Raw genomic sequence first — 14,207 nt, 5'->3', positions numbered from 1 at the left:
GGTTAAATGGTTAAACAAAACATATTAAAGACCCTGCATGAAAACTGTGTTTCAGGTGAGGATATTGCATCCAAACTGGATATTTCCAAGGAAGAAGTTCTTGATCAAATTGAATCCCTGAAGGATGATGGATATGTTATAGAGTTATCTGGCAAAGAAGGTTACTGCCTTAAGGAAACTCCCAATCTCCTCCTGCCCTATGAGCTTAAAAGGAACCTTGAAACCGAGTTCATGGGGCATGAAGTTCACTACTTCAAGAAGGTTGATTCAACCAACGAAGTTGCTAAACAACTTGCAGAGGAAGGTTCTCCAGAGGGGACCCTTGTTGTAGCCGAAAGTCAAAGCAGGGGCCGAGGAAGGCGTGGAAAGAAATGGGTGTCACCAGAGGGTGGTGTCTGGATGAGCATGATACTCCGACCTGAAATACCACCAATGAACGCACCACAGCTGACACTTGTAACAGGTGTTGCAGTGGCCGAAACCCTTAAAAATGAGTGCAAACTTGATGTTGGAATAAAATGGCCTAACGACATACTCATTGGAGATAAAAAGGTTTGTGGAATACTCACAGAGGTAAGTGCAACCCTGGATAAGGTGGACTACGTTGTTGTGGGTATAGGCATTGACCTGAACGTTGACGTGGATCTGTTCCCACCTGAACTTAGAAACGGTGCAACATCACTGAAAATTGAACTTGAACGGGAGATACAAAGCGTTAAACTCGTACAGAAGTTCCTACTTAACTTCGAGAGAATATACGGTGAATTCAAAGAGGGAAAATTCCCTGAAATACTCAAAGAATGGCGTATACTCTCCAAAACCATTGGTAATTACGTTGAAGTTCACAAACGTGGCAGGACAGTGAAGGGAGAAGCTGTGGGTATTAACAAGGACGGTATTCTCATACTGGAACTTGAAGATGGAACCCTCAACAAGATCATATCAGGAGAATGCGTGCACATCAAAAAGTAGTGCCCAAAAACAGGGAAATACAGTAGATATCCCTTAAATTTTTCTTATTTCTTTAAAAACAGTGATTTTACTTTAAAAACAGTAATTTTAAGATTTTTAGAACTTCTATTAGAAATATTCATTGATTATTTATTTGATGTTTATCAGATGTTATTGGATAAACATGATTTTCCCGGATTTACACCTCAAAGGGTCTTTTTTTTATATTTCCCTCAAAGTTTCTAGTCCACAACTATTTCTGAGGGCTGTCCCAGACTTCCAATGACCTTGAAGCTTTTTCCTGTGAATTTCTCTGCAGAGTATATGTTTGTGAGGGTGTGCTGGGTGAGCTGTGCTGTTTTTATGTGAGAGTTGCCTGCAATAGCCATATATGGAATGATCTGATCGCCCATGTACCGATCCAGGGCCGCACCACTTGATATGTGGCTTAAAAGTTCTTCTGCTGCAAGTTTACCAACAAGTTCTGCTCTTTTTCTTGGCTCCCCTATTGAACTTCCACCCAGAGGTGTTTTTCCATCTGTCCAGAGAACTATGGCAGATCCGGGTCCCAGTTCTTCATTGGAGTTCTGGATCTTGATATCTGCACTGTAACCTGCAGATTTGAGTATCTTTTTTGCACTTTCAGCCTGTCTCACTGCAACATGCTCAGGCAGGTTCACAGAATGTGAAACCCCATTTATATTGGAAAATTCAGATTCTAAAAGTGTTATGGGCTTTAATTTTTTGATGGGATTTATTTCAGCTTCGATTATACCCCCTCCCCTTGGGTAGTGTCCCCTTCTTTTTATCAGGATATCTGCTTTGCATCCCAGGGATCGGAGTATGGGCAGTGTAACGTGTTTCAGGTAGTCTGCTGTGGGTGCCCATTTCACATCTGTACCTCCCCTCAGGGTTAATGTGATGGGTGCATCTGCAAATGATGCTGGTATCATTGCTGCCTGGAGTATGAGGGCTGTGCTTCCTGCAGTTGCCACGTCAACTGTGTAATTTCCACCTTTAAGTGATTCTGGTTTGAAGTAGAATTCCTGGGAGCCTATCTGGATATCTGTGCATGATGCCCTGCTCATGTCCTGGAGGAGTTTGAGTGCGTGAAGGTGCTGGGGCATGAGTCCTGGTTTGGGTCTTCCAGCCCGTATATTGGTCATGTGAAATGGTTTAAGTTTAACTGCAGAGAGTGCTGCAGAAACCCTTAAAAGAGCTCCTCCACCTTCACCATGGGCTCCATTAATTTCTATCATATTAAACACCAGAATATTGTAAACTGAATAAAAAAAAGTTTTGAATAAAAAAAATGGAAAAATTGTTCCATTTAAGTTTTTAGTCCTGTTTTTGAGTGGCCTGATGTGGATGCACAACTGCCCTGCACACTTCTTCATCGCATGCTATTGCTTTAAGTTCCGTGAGGGTTTCTTTAAATGCATGGATGAGCTCAGGGTTTTCGATTCTTGAGGCGTCTTTTGATGCAAGATCTATCCTCACAGTTGCTGATGCACCTGGCATTCCAACTGCAGGAATGGTTATTATGGAATGCCTGTCAAGAAGGAGCATTGCAAATACGAAGGCCAGATCCTCATCACTGAGGCATGTCTCCACACATGCAGCATTTACTTCTGCCTTAAATCCTTCAGGTTTCAGCATGAAGCCTGTGGGTGTTTCCATGATACTGGGCACATCCTCCTTAAGGGCATTGTAAACTTCAACCTTCTTGTGGAATGCTTCAACTATACGTTCAGGGCTGAAGTTTTCAAGTGCACGGACCATTCCCGCAACAAGGGGCGGTTGGGCTTCCAGTCCAAACTGAAGGGCTTTGGATTTGACCAGGTCAAGGATGTCAGCTTTTCCAGCCATCAGCCCACCTCTGGGTCCGTCCATGAGTTTGTCTGTGCTGGTAACTGCAAGGTCAGCGCCCATATCCATTGCCCTGGGCTGTTTGTAGACTGCTGTTCTGATCCTTGCACCTGAAGCATCATCAACAAAAACTGGAACCTTCCATTGAGCTGCAATATCAACAACCTTCCTGAAATTGGCTTCATCAACAACCTGATGATCCATGGTTGATCCTGTTATGAATACCAGTGCAGTTTTTTCTCCAAGTTCAAAGTCGTTTATGTCCTCAAATTCCAGGTAGGTGGCACCTACAAGTTCTGCACTTCTAGGTATTGATGGGTGGGCTGGAGATCTGGGAAGGTAGTGCACAATCTCATCTCCATCATGCACAAGGGCCAGAACTGCTGCGAGTATTCCTGAGCTTGTTCTGTTGAGGGCCAGAATTTTGTCCCCACCCAGGTGTTCCCTTCCAAGCCTCTGAATTTCATCCCCAAAAACTGCAGGTCCTGCATAGGTTTCAAGAAGGACCATGTCCTCCTTTAAAAGTGGAAATCCTCCTGCATGACCTGTTAAGTCGTAGATGGCTTCCCTTCCATTGGAACCTACCTTGGATCGTATAATTTTCAGGGCAGATTCTCTGCGTTTTACCTCGTCAAGTGAAGATTCTATGAGCATTTTAACCCTAGATATGATTTTTATGACTTTCTGGTGTTAGTACTATTGCACTGTCTGCAGAGTTCTGTAGGGCTGCACTGAAACCTGGTTCAGCACCTATAACTATCGTTTCTTTCCCATTTTCTTTGGCTTTATTTATTATTGGTAAGAAATCAGCATCACGAGTCATAAGTGCAATAATATCAATGTTAGGATTGTAAATTAGCTCCATGGCTTCAACTGCCATGTAAACATCTGTGTCACCTGCAACAACGATTGGTGTAAAACCCTGGTTAACTATGGCTTCTATGAGTTTGTCTGAGGCGTACTGGTTTAATAAAACCTTACCTATTCTCATATTTCCATATTCAGATATTATGTCCCTTACAAGGTCAAGGTTAAGACTGAATTCTTTTCTTAACATGTTGGGGCCGTCAACAAGGAGTCCTATATTTTTACCCCCAGATTCCGTCCTTTTTAAGGGAATATAATCTTTCAGGGAGCTTAATTTTTCAAAACTTCGCATCTTTGTCCTCCATGCTTATTCTAATTATATTTTTGTTGCTTTTAACTGAAAAAAGTTTATGATCTGTATAAATCGGAATTATGTGATTAACGCGGTTTTTTTAAATTATGATTCAGTTAATCTAGATGCTTTAAAAAAATCATTAGATCATCCACATTTTCAGAGTTTCTAGGAACTATCAAGTTTCCTTTATCTTATTTTATGAATTTATAAATATATATAAATGACATGCCAGTTTTTGAGTACTTCCCAATTTGTTGATTGGAGTTGAGCTGACATGTCACGTATATGGAATGAACATCGAACTTTCAAATGATTCTTTTAAATGGATGTATCTACTCCACTTCAAGGGAAAATGCATCCTGGAATAATTCTTTAACTACTTTGAACTCCTTTTCTCCAAGTTCTTTTACTGTAATTCCCTCTGAATTTTTGAGGTAGTATTCTGCACTCATTATCTTTCCTTCGTCGTTCATGTAAAGGAACAGTCCGTCCACGAATTTGTCAGGATTCTTGGTTGGCAGGTATATCTCAAATCGTATCATAACTTCAGAACCCTCTATACTGTCATGAAGCTGGTTCTTTTTAGCCTCATCCTTAAGGGCCTGTCTGAAAAGTCTCATCCTTGATTTTAATTCTTTTTCAGCTATTTCTGAATTTTTAGTATTTTGTTCCATAACATTCACCATGTACTATAATTTGTTTTTTCACTTGAATATAATGATTCAGAACCTTTTTAAATCTTTAGAAAATACAAGTAAAAATGGGTTTTCTAGGTTTTAAAGGTTTCTGAAATACAACTTACATTGATCTTGTAGGTTTTAAAGGTTTTCGATTAACGTTCCAGATACATATATTACCAGTGCTTCTTTTGAAATCCAGAAGATCTGGTTTAAGTGTGCAAGCAAAATGGTAACTCTATTCGAGACACAAGTTTACATGTAGATACCCCTGGAAACACAATCTACTGTAGAAATTCAGAGAGAAAAAGCAAATATTATATAGTTGTAATACAGATAAAAGTAGTTAAATTAAGATTGAAAGGTTATCCTATGTCTATGGAATGTCCAATCTGTGGTAAGACCACATCAAACAATGGAATGTACTGTTCAGAGTGTGGTGAAGAAATGGTGTTCATTGGAAACCCCATTGAATTAACTCAAACTGCTGAGGTTAAATATCAGGAACATGATGATCTGCATGGGGAGTTTGAGAGGATACTTGAGAAAATGATCCTTAATCACCATAATTCCTGATCCTAATCTTCAAAACTAAAAAAACTCTTTTTTTTACGTCTTATTTATATCAACTATTTTTTTTATGGGTTTACATTAACAGTTTTTCATATTGAAATTTTTTACATGCATCAACCTATTGAAAAGATTTGAAACACAGATTAATATGAAAAAAGGATTTAATTCTATAATTTAAGATTTATAAATCATCATCTACGTACTGGCCTTGAATATCTTTCAGGATGTGCTGTACATAATTATTACAGATACTTACTTGGGTGCAGCCCTGGATCATCAAGTTGAGGGCAGGTTCCAGTTCATCCAGTTCAATAGTATTACCTCCATGTTTTTGGAGGTTGTGCAGATGATCCAAATCAAGATGTTTCATCCCCCCATTTGACTGGAAACCTGGTTTTAATCATTTTATACCTACTGATGCAGATGATGGTTAAACTTCGTTATAGTTAAGTTTAACGAAGCTCATGTTTTTGGTGTGCCCATGACAGGCAAGGATTCCTGCAAAATGTCAAAGTTTATATAGGATGAAGTCCAACCTTGAAAATGAGCTTCCAGACTTAATTGGCTCAACACCAGATGCTGAAAAGTTATTATCTGGTAATCTAAATAGTCCCGTGGGGTAGTGGTAATCCTGTGAGGCTCTGGACCTTTCGACAGCGGTTCGACTCCGCTCGGGACTACTCAAATTTTAAAGTCTCTTTCTGAAATTCAAATCCATTACCTAACTACCCAAAACTTGAATATTACTTATGAACATTTTTTTATCATAAAAATTGAAATCCTATTTTTGATGGTATTTCAACCACGTGCCCTAGGGCAACCCATTCATTTACACCATTTTTTAAGAAAATGAAAAAAAGTCGATTTCATATTAAGAAGCCATGCATTAACCATTAAATAAGTATTGCTGAAACTTTGAATCCCCATAAAAAAAATGCCTTCAAGGTTTAGGGAACCCCAGATTTAGAAAAAAAATTAGAAATATCTATTTATTATTCCTGTAATCTTCAAGGTACTTCCAGTCCCTATCAAAAATACTCCACATGTACGAGGTCAACTGGGGACTGGTTATCCATACTGCAATAACATCCTCCAGGTTGGGAACTCCATTTTCAACCTTAGCCATTATGAGTAGTGTTTCCCTGTTGTCCACCATTATTGTCTTGAGGCAGTAGGGATGTCCTGCCTTCACATCAACAAACTCATTGAAACCATCCACCATTTCTTTATCCAAATCCTCCAGGGGTTTTGAGATTATGCGTATGCTTACTCCCCTCTCCTTGGCCCTTAAAAGGGAATCCTTCAAGGCTTCCAGTTCCCCAGGAAGGTAAAGACTTCCCATGGACACTATCCTATTTTTAGCATTTCCAAGAACATCCAATGCCATTTGTTTAATGCTCTCTTGAGAGTAAACAACCCTGATCTTGGGCACATCCTTCTGAATCACATCATCGTAGATCATTGCCAGTTCATTGGATAAACTGTCTATCTCATTATTAATAAGCAGCTTATGCTCCTCCAAAACCTTTCTAGGATAGGTTGGTGTTACCATAGCAGGTCTGCTCTTTTCAACAGTTACCCATTTATCCTTTTCAAGCTTCTTAAGCACCTCATATATCTTAGTACGAGGAACTCCTGATTCTTCGGCAATCACAGATGGTTTTGCCACACCCAACGTCATCAGTGATATGTAAGCCTTTGCTTCATAGTATGTAAGGCCCAACTTTTGTAAAGTTGGTAATAAACTGTTCTGCACCATACAATTGCTTTGAACTATCAATTTGATAAAGTTAATGTTTAAAGGAGAATGTTGTCACTTTTAAACACTATAAAAGTTACAAAAAATTTAATACATTCAAAAAGGAAGGTAAAACAATTAATTGGGGGTGATTGAAGGGCAATCAGTAATAATATTTGCTTAAAAAGTAATTTTAAGATGATGGAAAGGTAAAGTAAATCTATATAAGAGTCTTGGAGATTTTAAGTTATTAATCATGACTCCAGCTGTAATCAGATAATTTTAAGATTGTAAATAGATAATTAAATCTATTTTATTGTGAGAGATGATTTTTATGGGAATTCGTGAAGATGTTGGCAGAATATTAAATGAACTACTAGAAAGAGCACCAGGAGACGTTACTGGAGCAGCACTACTCAGACCAGACGGATTAATGATAGCATCCGTACTATCACAGGACACCGACGAAAAAAGACTAGCAGCAATGGGAGCAGCAATAGTCGGTACCTCACAACGAACCTGCGACGAACTAAGCAGAGGAGACCTAAACGAAATAATAATCGAAGGAAACACAGGAAAAGCAACCTTCTCCTTCGCAGGAAACAAAGGAATCCTAGCAGTACTATCACCAAAAGAAGTAAACCTAGGCCTAGTCCTAATGGAAATCGAAAGAACATCAGCATCAATAGCAAAAGCAATGGAGTAAGTGACAAAAATGGAAAGAGACCCTGGAACAATAATCACTACCGGACTTATGGAGGCCCTCTGGAACACCATGGGAGAGGGATGCACAGCACTGTGGAGACAGGGCGCTGAGGGATTCTATGAACTACTCGTAGCATCTGGAAAGGATATGAGCACACCCGAAGCAAGCCTGGAATCTGTTAAAGAATACTTCGAAAAATTCAAGTCCGTGAGCAGCATGGACTATGAAATAAACGATGGGGAAGCAGTTGTAAAGGTTGAAGGCTGCTCTGCTGTAGCCATTGCAGATTACATGGATGCCCACAACATACCTGAAGAACATTCCTGCCTGTTTTTCAACCTATCCATGGTTGCACTGGAACATGCAACTGGAAACATGTACGACGTGGAAAGGGAAAGGGACGAACCAGGCAAATGCCATGCACATATAAAAAGGATCTGATTAGATTCCTGTTTTTTATGAGACTTCAAAACTCATAAAAACTATTTTTTTAAGAAAGCTATGGATGAGAAAAAATGGAAAGTAATGAAACAAAAGGCATGCTAAAGATCGTTGTTTTTGGAGCCCTGGATGCAGGTAAAACCACCTTCGTTGAAACCATTAGTGGTAAGGAACTCCTGATCAAGGGGGAGTACGGAAGGATCACCAACAGCTTTGACTTCGTCCAGCTGGATCATGGCAACTACTTCATTCAACTCTTTGCAACACCAGGACATAGAAGATTTTCATTCATGTGGCCCACCATTGCAATTGGTATGCATGGGGCAATATTTTTAATTGATTCAACAGTTGGTATCTCACCAGTTGACAAGGAACTCATAGAGTTCATAGGCAAGTACAAGGTACCCTACGTGGTTGCCACCAACAAGGATGATCTCGTTCATCTACCTCCAGAACTTGTGAGAAATGAGTTAAAACTTCCAGAGGAAGTTCCAATAATAAATACATCATCAGTTATAAAGCAGAACTTAAACACTGTGATGGATACACTTATAGATAAAATAACGGATGCAAATAATAAATGATCAGGCGTGAGCAGTTTATGATGAATTACAATGGTATTGAAAAACAGAATTCTAACTTCAAAGACGTTTTAAAGCCTTTAATGCGTATTAGTGGTGTTAAAAACTGTATTATTGCCACCATGGATGGTATGCCTGTTGGTGAAATAGATCAGGAGGGTATGATCATCAGCGCCACCAGTGCAGCAGTTTTAGGTGCAATCACTGAAATGGTTCGGAACATAAATTTTGGAATAGCTGAAAAGCTCATCGTTGAAACTGATTTCGGTAAAATAATCATAGAAGAAGTAGGGAACAACCATGCCATAGTGGTGCTTACAGATGACAACGTGAACATTGGAATGATCAGGTTAACCCTCAAAAAGGCAGTGAAAAACCTTCAAGGTATGATCCAACCTGCAGCTAATGGTTAAAAAAGATTGATGAATATGGAAGCTATTTCTAACAGGATAAAACGTGTTTTAGATGAAATGCACGGTAAATCAGACATAAGGGAATCCTACGTAATCCGAAAGGACGGCCTAATAATCTGTTCCCATGTTCCAAGTGCAAACAGCCAGAAGATATCTGCAATGTCTGCATCACTCTTGGAACTTGGAAAAAGAACCCTTAAAGAAGTTGACGGTGACAATCTGAAACTTATAATGGTCAACGGAGAGAACATAAACATCATCATCTCTGGATCAGGGGATATTGCACTGGTCTGTGCCATGGGTGCTGATGAGAACGTTGGGATGATCTTCATACGCATTAAAATGGCCATAAAGAAGGTTCAGGCAATACTGGATGAAGCCTACGGTAACTGATGAACCTAATACTATTTGAAGTCTTTTTTAGGCTGAAACTTAGTTTTTCGAGTATTACACGAATTTAATTGTAGGATATCCTATTTTTTGTTTAAATTTTATTTTTAAATTAATTTTATCATTTTCATGATGAATTTGGCCTTTTAAAGCTTTTTAGTTGATATATATTCATTTTGAAGCTTTTTAGTTGGGATATGCTCAGTTTGAACCTTTTAAATTAGATATGCTCAGTTTGGAACCTTTAGATTAAATATGCCAATTTGAATCCTTTTTAGATTAAAAATCATGGGCTAAAAAAAAGATCATCCAAAGCTTGTTATGTTTTCCAATTCAATGTAGCTACAATCTTTCAGGGGATCTATGAAGTTTCTTGAAGTACATTACAGCACAAAGTATTCTAATCATACTTTGGGTAAGATACTTGTTACATGTTCAACTTAATGTAATGTAGAGGTGATGGAAATGGTGAGTGTAGATGACATACCTGCAGAGGTGAAATGGGAAATTGCAGCCAAATCATCAATGGACCTGGCAATGGGTTACAGTGCGGCAATGCGCCAGGTCCTCAATGAGAAGGTTGCAGATGAACTGGAAGAAACTGTCTGGGCAGAGGGAGGAAAGGGAATTGCTGAAATAGCCAGTTCAATTGGACTTCCAACTGGAAACGCCCAGGAGGTTGAAAATGCCTGGGACGTGGTTGGAGCCATAGTCATGCCTGGAATTGAGGCAGAGGTTGTTGAATCCAGTCCAGACAGAGTTGTGGACAAGATAACCAGCTGTTCCACATGCAGCCAGGCAAAAGAAGAGGGAATCCCCACAGAAGCTGTTTGCAGGCCATGCAGAGCCTTCAACAAAAATGCCATTGAGGCACTGAACCCCAGCTACACCCAACACTTCACCAAGAGGATGTGTCTGGGTGATAATTACTGTGAAGCAGTTATTGAAAAGAAACATGGAATAACACTGGAAGCAGCTCCAGCAGGTTACCATGAAGAGGAGGAGTGATGGAACCAGGTTTCTTCAATAGATACAGTGAAATATTTTTTTTAAGAACTAAATCTTCATGATCTTAGGTTCCCCCATGGATAAAGACGGGTTTTTCAGATTGGGCCCTCCCTTCGAGGATATATTTATTGGTGCTCCATCCAAAACATGGTTTTGGAGTTGATGAAAAAATGGAGAAATCTGGAGTAGAATTATTTCTAAAATCAGCAGGACTTGTAAGGGCGGGTTCAGGTTTTAACACAGCTTCAACAGTTCTTGAAGAGCTGGAAAGTTCTTGAAGAGCTGGAAAAATAAAACTTTCTTTTTAACCATTTGAAGCATGACTTTTGCATACACAGTACCTGCAGAGGGAAAGCTCATATTCCAGGAATTTAGTTTTCCCTGTGCAGATGTAGGAATCATCTCCCCTGTAAACCCTGGATCCATCCTCAAAAACAGTTCCCTGCGGATGGAGTGGTTTTTTTGCAATGAAAACCAGGTAGGTTGAGATGAGCTTTACGAAGCCCCTGAAATCCTCATCATCTGGGGCGTGGATTGAAAAGTAGTGGTCTATCCTCATACCAAGATCTTCAATCCTTTTCTCAGGGATGTCTTCATCTTCACCCCTGAAAGCTACTTGAAGTATCTCCTGGAAGTTTACATAGTTGTAACGGGACATAACTGAATTTATTGAATTATCATTATTATTTGGAGCTTTAACAAGTTCTTTGTAGAGCTCTGCTTCTTCCTGAAGTTTCAATAATAGTTTTGAGGCTTTCATTTTCAAGGTTCCCCTTTTAAAGTGTATACCCAAAGTATTGTGTATACCTAAAATATTTTTAAAGTTTATACCACAAAATAAATTATCTAATATTATTCCTTTTTATTAAAAAACAGTGCCCCATGAAGAGTTTTATTGAATTATTAAGAACAAAAGGTTTTAAAATTTTATCTTCAAAGGTTGATTTCTACAGAAGAATTTTATTTATCATCATGAGTTGGTGTTCTGGTTTTGGAGTTTTCAGAACCTGAAAAACATTAGGAATGTTCTCTACTTTGAAACCACTCCATTTATTTACTTTGAACCCATCCCCAACTGGAAACCTTCCACTATGTACCTTTGAACCCCATTTTCTAACTTGAACCTTATCCCATTGAATTCATTGCTATCCTGATTTCTTCATCATTTTCCAGGATCAGCAGCGCTTTGGTTCTTCTGTCCCCTTCATCAAGCTTGTACTTTTGACCCTGAACCTTCAGTATCCCTATCCTTTGAAGTTCCACAATATGGGTGTGGGCAACATGTTTTGGAACTTCTGACATCTCAGATATTTCATCAAGAGTTAAAAATTCTCCCCATTTTCCAATCAATTCTTCAAGGACACTTATCTTCGTTGAATTTCCCAGTAGTTCCTTTAAAACTACGGCCATTGAATCATCTCCCCTAAAATATAATGAAATCTTCAATTCAACACGTTCAAAATTATTAGAACATACCTCCAATATAAATATTATTAATTGTTACTGGGAGGGAATTGCTGAAGTAAAAAAAATGTTTTAGGGCGAATTGATAAGTTCAGGGCTTTCCAAAGAATCTGAAACTCCATTTGAAGCTTTTAAAGAACTTCTTAAGTTCTTTGGATTCCTTCTTTTTCTTCTCCCTTTCACGGCTTTTATCTGCAAGACTGTGGATTTCTTTCCAGTCATCCATTATATGGGCCTTCTAAAATTTTGGTTTATTTAATTTTATTTCTGGATAGTTTCTGCAGTAGAATCTAATTTTATAATTTATTTATGGCTAAATATCCACCCCATTTAATAGACCTTAAATCATGGCTTGTCCCAGAGTACCTCATCAACTTCAACCTTCCATGAATCTGTGTTGAACCACATTACTCTAACCTTTTCTCCACTATCCATGGAGTTTATCAACTGTTTTTGGGAATTGATTTCATTTCCAGTTCCTATAATAACCTCAAAGGCCTTTTTATATCTCAAACCTGAAGTTCTTTTAGATTCAATTAATCTATCCAGATCCCCTTTAATCTCTTTTGTATTTGGATGTCCGCCTGTGTATGCACATTTAAATTCTATTATTCCAATATCGTTGTCACTTGAATCTGGAATGTGGAGAATAAAATACGGGATCTTCTGAGAGTTTCGAGAATTTTCATACCTCTTATTAACTTCAGTCTGTAAGATCAGGGCTTTAAAAGAATTTTCACTGTAAAACATACGGTACTGGTGGTAAAATTCATAGGCAAATTGTTTTTCCTGAAAATATAACCTGTTAGAGTATTCCTGCCCATAAATCCTCTGACAAACCTTTATATATTTCTTATCAATATTTTCTAAAGCTATTTTTATATTATGAGTTAATATATCGTAGTTTTCCATGGATAAGCACCACCTTCATGTAGATTCAATGAAAAAGGTGAATATAAAAAGATTTCTTCTGACTCCTGTCTCTAAAAAATATTGAATTTTTCTTTTCATAAACACTTTTCATCAACTTGATCTAAAAAATTTAATTCTTTATTTTATCTATTAAATCGTTTAAACTAATTATATTGAGTTAATTCTTTAATTATTAGTCTAAATTATTAATTTTAATTCTATTTGAGCTTAATTATTGAATTCTATAATTATTTAATAATAAATTAAATTTTTCATCAACTTTTTTCTTAATCTTTCATCAACCCTACCGAAAATGTAATGGGTTGATCTTCCGGAACCTTTTCGTGTTACGATACCAAGATCTTGAAGTTTTTGCAGGTTTTTGTAGGCGGATTGAGAGGATATATCCAGTAAGTTTCTAGTTTCGCTGTTGGTTATTTTTCCATTTTCCTGGATAAAACTTATTATTTTGCTCTGATTTTCAGTTAGATCTATGTCCCCATGTTTAATCATCAGAGGTTTCAACAGCTCATTCACAGCCTTTGAAACAGATATTAGAAAACCCTCGGTGAAATATTCAAGCCACCCCGTTAGATCGCCACTGTCATCAGCAGTCTTCAGTGCATCAACATAAAGTTTCCGATCCTTATCATAGTATTCATCTACTGTAATGTAACGGGTATCGTACCCCCTTGTAAACAGGATCAATGCAGCTAGGGCTCTTGCAGTTCGCCCATTACCATCCACAAATGGATGAATCCGAACAAGCTCATAGTGTGCCACACCCGCCACAATCAGGGGTGAAATATTTTCAGAGTTATTGATCCATTCAATTAAGTTTTTCACGAGTTTAGGTACCTTCACATAATCAGGAGGTCTGTATCTGACTTCTCCTGTCCTTAAATTTTCTACCCTAACTTCAACAGTTCTGTAGTGGCCTTCAAAAGATTTGATTTAGGGTGTTCTTGGATATTTCTTTATGAATTTTCAAAAGTAATTTTTCGGTGATTTTACCTTTTTTATGGTACTTATCAATTTTTCCCAGAAAATCAAAGTAGTTCAGTACTTCCTGTTTTTCTTTCTCTCTTGCAGTAACATGTACTCCCTTGTAAAGATTGTTCACTTCATTCACTGTTAAAGTGTTTCCTTCAATGGCTGTAGAAGCATGAACAGACCTGATGAGGGCATTTTTTCTCAAAATAACTTCAATTTCTGGAAGAACCATTGATTGATTTATGGTGCCCCGGTCAAACTCAATTCCTGCTATGTTATTAACAATTTTATTGGTGTAACCAAATACAGGAGAAAACATACATTAACCT

The 14,207-nt window shown here is 38.1% G+C and carries 21 protein-coding genes and 1 tRNA gene; 10 read left to right on the top strand and 12 right to left on the bottom strand.

Annotated elements, in window-relative coordinates:
- Nucleotides 1-6 precede the first annotated feature (6 nt).
- A complete protein-coding gene (locus J2756_RS00530) occupies nucleotides 7-972 on the top strand; it encodes a biotin--[acetyl-CoA-carboxylase] ligase (RefSeq protein WP_209581094.1) in 966 nt (321 codons plus the stop codon).
- 221 nt (nucleotides 973-1,193) lie between these two features.
- Here the strand turns inward: J2756_RS00530 and rtcA are convergent, their stop codons facing one another.
- The 4 genes from rtcA to J2756_RS00510 form a co-directional block, all read right to left on the bottom strand.
- Nucleotides 1,194-2,210, bottom strand: coding sequence for an RNA 3'-terminal phosphate cyclase (rtcA, locus tag J2756_RS00525; protein ID WP_209581091.1), 1,017 nt, complete (start codon nucleotides 2,208-2,210; stop codon nucleotides 1,194-1,196).
- 79 nt (nucleotides 2,211-2,289) lie between these two features.
- On the bottom strand, nucleotides 2,290-3,474 hold the full coding sequence (locus J2756_RS00520) for a TIGR03576 family pyridoxal phosphate-dependent enzyme (RefSeq protein ID WP_209581088.1): 1,185 nt from the start codon (nucleotides 3,472-3,474) through the stop codon (nucleotides 2,290-2,292).
- Between the two features lie 7 nt (nucleotides 3,475-3,481).
- On the bottom strand, nucleotides 3,482-3,979 hold the full coding sequence (locus J2756_RS00515) for a TIGR00288 family NYN domain-containing protein (RefSeq protein ID WP_209581078.1): 498 nt from the start codon (nucleotides 3,977-3,979) through the stop codon (nucleotides 3,482-3,484).
- 335 nt (nucleotides 3,980-4,314) lie between these two features.
- Nucleotides 4,315-4,656, bottom strand: coding sequence for a hypothetical protein (locus J2756_RS00510; protein ID WP_245315859.1), 342 nt, complete (start codon nucleotides 4,654-4,656; stop codon nucleotides 4,315-4,317).
- Nucleotides 4,657-5,031: 375 nt separating this feature from the next.
- Between J2756_RS00510 and J2756_RS00505 the strand changes: the two genes are divergently transcribed.
- A complete protein-coding gene (locus tag J2756_RS00505) occupies nucleotides 5,032-5,235 on the top strand; it encodes a hypothetical protein (protein WP_209581072.1) in 204 nt (67 codons plus the stop codon).
- Between the two features lie 178 nt (nucleotides 5,236-5,413).
- Here J2756_RS00505 and J2756_RS00500 read toward each other — a convergent pair whose 3' ends face one another.
- Nucleotides 5,414-5,602: a hypothetical protein gene (locus J2756_RS00500; RefSeq protein ID WP_209581070.1), complete on the bottom strand. Its 189-nt coding sequence runs from the start codon at nucleotides 5,600-5,602 to the stop codon at nucleotides 5,414-5,416.
- 238 nt (nucleotides 5,603-5,840) lie between these two features.
- On the opposite strand from J2756_RS00500, the gene J2756_RS00495 reads away from it, so the two are divergent.
- A tRNA-Gln gene (locus tag J2756_RS00495) sits at nucleotides 5,841-5,912 on the top strand.
- 305 nt (nucleotides 5,913-6,217) lie between these two features.
- Here J2756_RS00495 and J2756_RS00490 read toward each other — a convergent pair.
- Complete coding sequence (locus J2756_RS00490) at nucleotides 6,218-6,991, bottom strand: TrmB family transcriptional regulator (protein WP_209581067.1); 774 nt, start codon at nucleotides 6,989-6,991, stop codon at nucleotides 6,218-6,220.
- Nucleotides 6,992-7,304: 313 nt separating this feature from the next.
- Here J2756_RS00490 and J2756_RS00485 point away from each other — a divergent pair, with 313 nt between their 5' ends.
- The 7 genes from J2756_RS00485 (at nucleotide 7,305) to J2756_RS00455 (ending at nucleotide 10,787) form a co-directional block, all read left to right on the top strand.
- On the top strand, nucleotides 7,305-7,676 hold the full coding sequence (locus J2756_RS00485; protein ID WP_209581064.1) for a roadblock/LC7 domain-containing protein: 372 nt from the start codon (nucleotides 7,305-7,307) through the stop codon (nucleotides 7,674-7,676).
- A gap of 9 nt (nucleotides 7,677-7,685) precedes the next feature.
- A complete protein-coding gene (locus tag J2756_RS00480) occupies nucleotides 7,686-8,117 on the top strand; it encodes a hypothetical protein (RefSeq protein ID WP_209582264.1) in 432 nt (143 codons plus the stop codon).
- Nucleotides 8,118-8,191: 74 nt separating this feature from the next.
- Nucleotides 8,192-8,701, top strand: coding sequence for a GTP-binding protein (locus J2756_RS00475; protein ID WP_209581062.1), 510 nt, complete (start codon nucleotides 8,192-8,194; stop codon nucleotides 8,699-8,701).
- A gap of 17 nt (nucleotides 8,702-8,718) precedes the next feature.
- Nucleotides 8,719-9,111, top strand: a complete 393-nt coding sequence (locus tag J2756_RS00470) for a roadblock/LC7 domain-containing protein (RefSeq protein ID WP_209581059.1) — start codon at nucleotides 8,719-8,721, stop codon at nucleotides 9,109-9,111.
- Between the two features lie 15 nt (nucleotides 9,112-9,126).
- Complete coding sequence (locus tag J2756_RS00465; protein WP_209581057.1) at nucleotides 9,127-9,504, top strand: roadblock/LC7 domain-containing protein; 378 nt, start codon at nucleotides 9,127-9,129, stop codon at nucleotides 9,502-9,504.
- 462 nt (nucleotides 9,505-9,966) lie between these two features.
- On the top strand, nucleotides 9,967-10,509 hold the full coding sequence (locus J2756_RS00460; protein ID WP_209581054.1) for a hypothetical protein: 543 nt from the start codon (nucleotides 9,967-9,969) through the stop codon (nucleotides 10,507-10,509).
- Between the two features lie 128 nt (nucleotides 10,510-10,637).
- On the top strand, nucleotides 10,638-10,787 hold the full coding sequence (locus tag J2756_RS00455) for a hypothetical protein (protein WP_209581052.1): 150 nt from the start codon (nucleotides 10,638-10,640) through the stop codon (nucleotides 10,785-10,787).
- 26 nt (nucleotides 10,788-10,813) lie between these two features.
- Here the strand turns inward: J2756_RS00455 and J2756_RS00450 are convergent, their stop codons facing one another.
- The 6 genes from J2756_RS00450 to J2756_RS00430 all read right to left on the bottom strand — a co-directional run bounded on the left by J2756_RS00450 (nucleotide 10,814) and on the right by J2756_RS00430 (nucleotide 14,197).
- Complete coding sequence (locus J2756_RS00450) at nucleotides 10,814-11,269, bottom strand: DUF2115 family protein (RefSeq protein WP_209581050.1); 456 nt, start codon at nucleotides 11,267-11,269, stop codon at nucleotides 10,814-10,816.
- A 365-nt stretch (nucleotides 11,270-11,634) separates the two neighbouring features.
- On the bottom strand, nucleotides 11,635-11,919 hold the full coding sequence (locus J2756_RS00445) for a hypothetical protein (RefSeq protein ID WP_209581048.1): 285 nt from the start codon (nucleotides 11,917-11,919) through the stop codon (nucleotides 11,635-11,637).
- Between the two features lie 145 nt (nucleotides 11,920-12,064).
- Nucleotides 12,065-12,199, bottom strand: a complete 135-nt coding sequence (locus J2756_RS11600) for a hypothetical protein (RefSeq protein ID WP_281063367.1) — start codon at nucleotides 12,197-12,199, stop codon at nucleotides 12,065-12,067.
- 119 nt (nucleotides 12,200-12,318) lie between these two features.
- Nucleotides 12,319-12,885: a hypothetical protein gene (locus J2756_RS00440; RefSeq protein ID WP_209581045.1), complete on the bottom strand. Its 567-nt coding sequence runs from the start codon at nucleotides 12,883-12,885 to the stop codon at nucleotides 12,319-12,321.
- Between the two features lie 252 nt (nucleotides 12,886-13,137).
- Entirely contained in the window at nucleotides 13,138-13,839 is a 702-nt protein-coding gene (locus tag J2756_RS11670) for a Fic family protein (RefSeq protein ID WP_342593090.1), read from the bottom strand.
- Complete coding sequence (locus J2756_RS00430) at nucleotides 13,826-14,197, bottom strand: hypothetical protein (protein ID WP_209581042.1); 372 nt, start codon at nucleotides 14,195-14,197, stop codon at nucleotides 13,826-13,828. The genes J2756_RS11670 and J2756_RS00430 overlap by 14 nt, the downstream gene beginning before the upstream one ends.
- Nucleotides 14,198-14,207: the final 10 nt, after the last annotated feature.

This window comes from Methanobacterium aggregans, assembly GCF_017874455.1.
GTDB classification, from domain to species: domain Archaea; phylum Methanobacteriota; class Methanobacteria; order Methanobacteriales; family Methanobacteriaceae; genus Methanobacterium_C; species Methanobacterium_C aggregans.
This window is presented reverse-complemented; position numbering and strand designations above follow the sequence as displayed.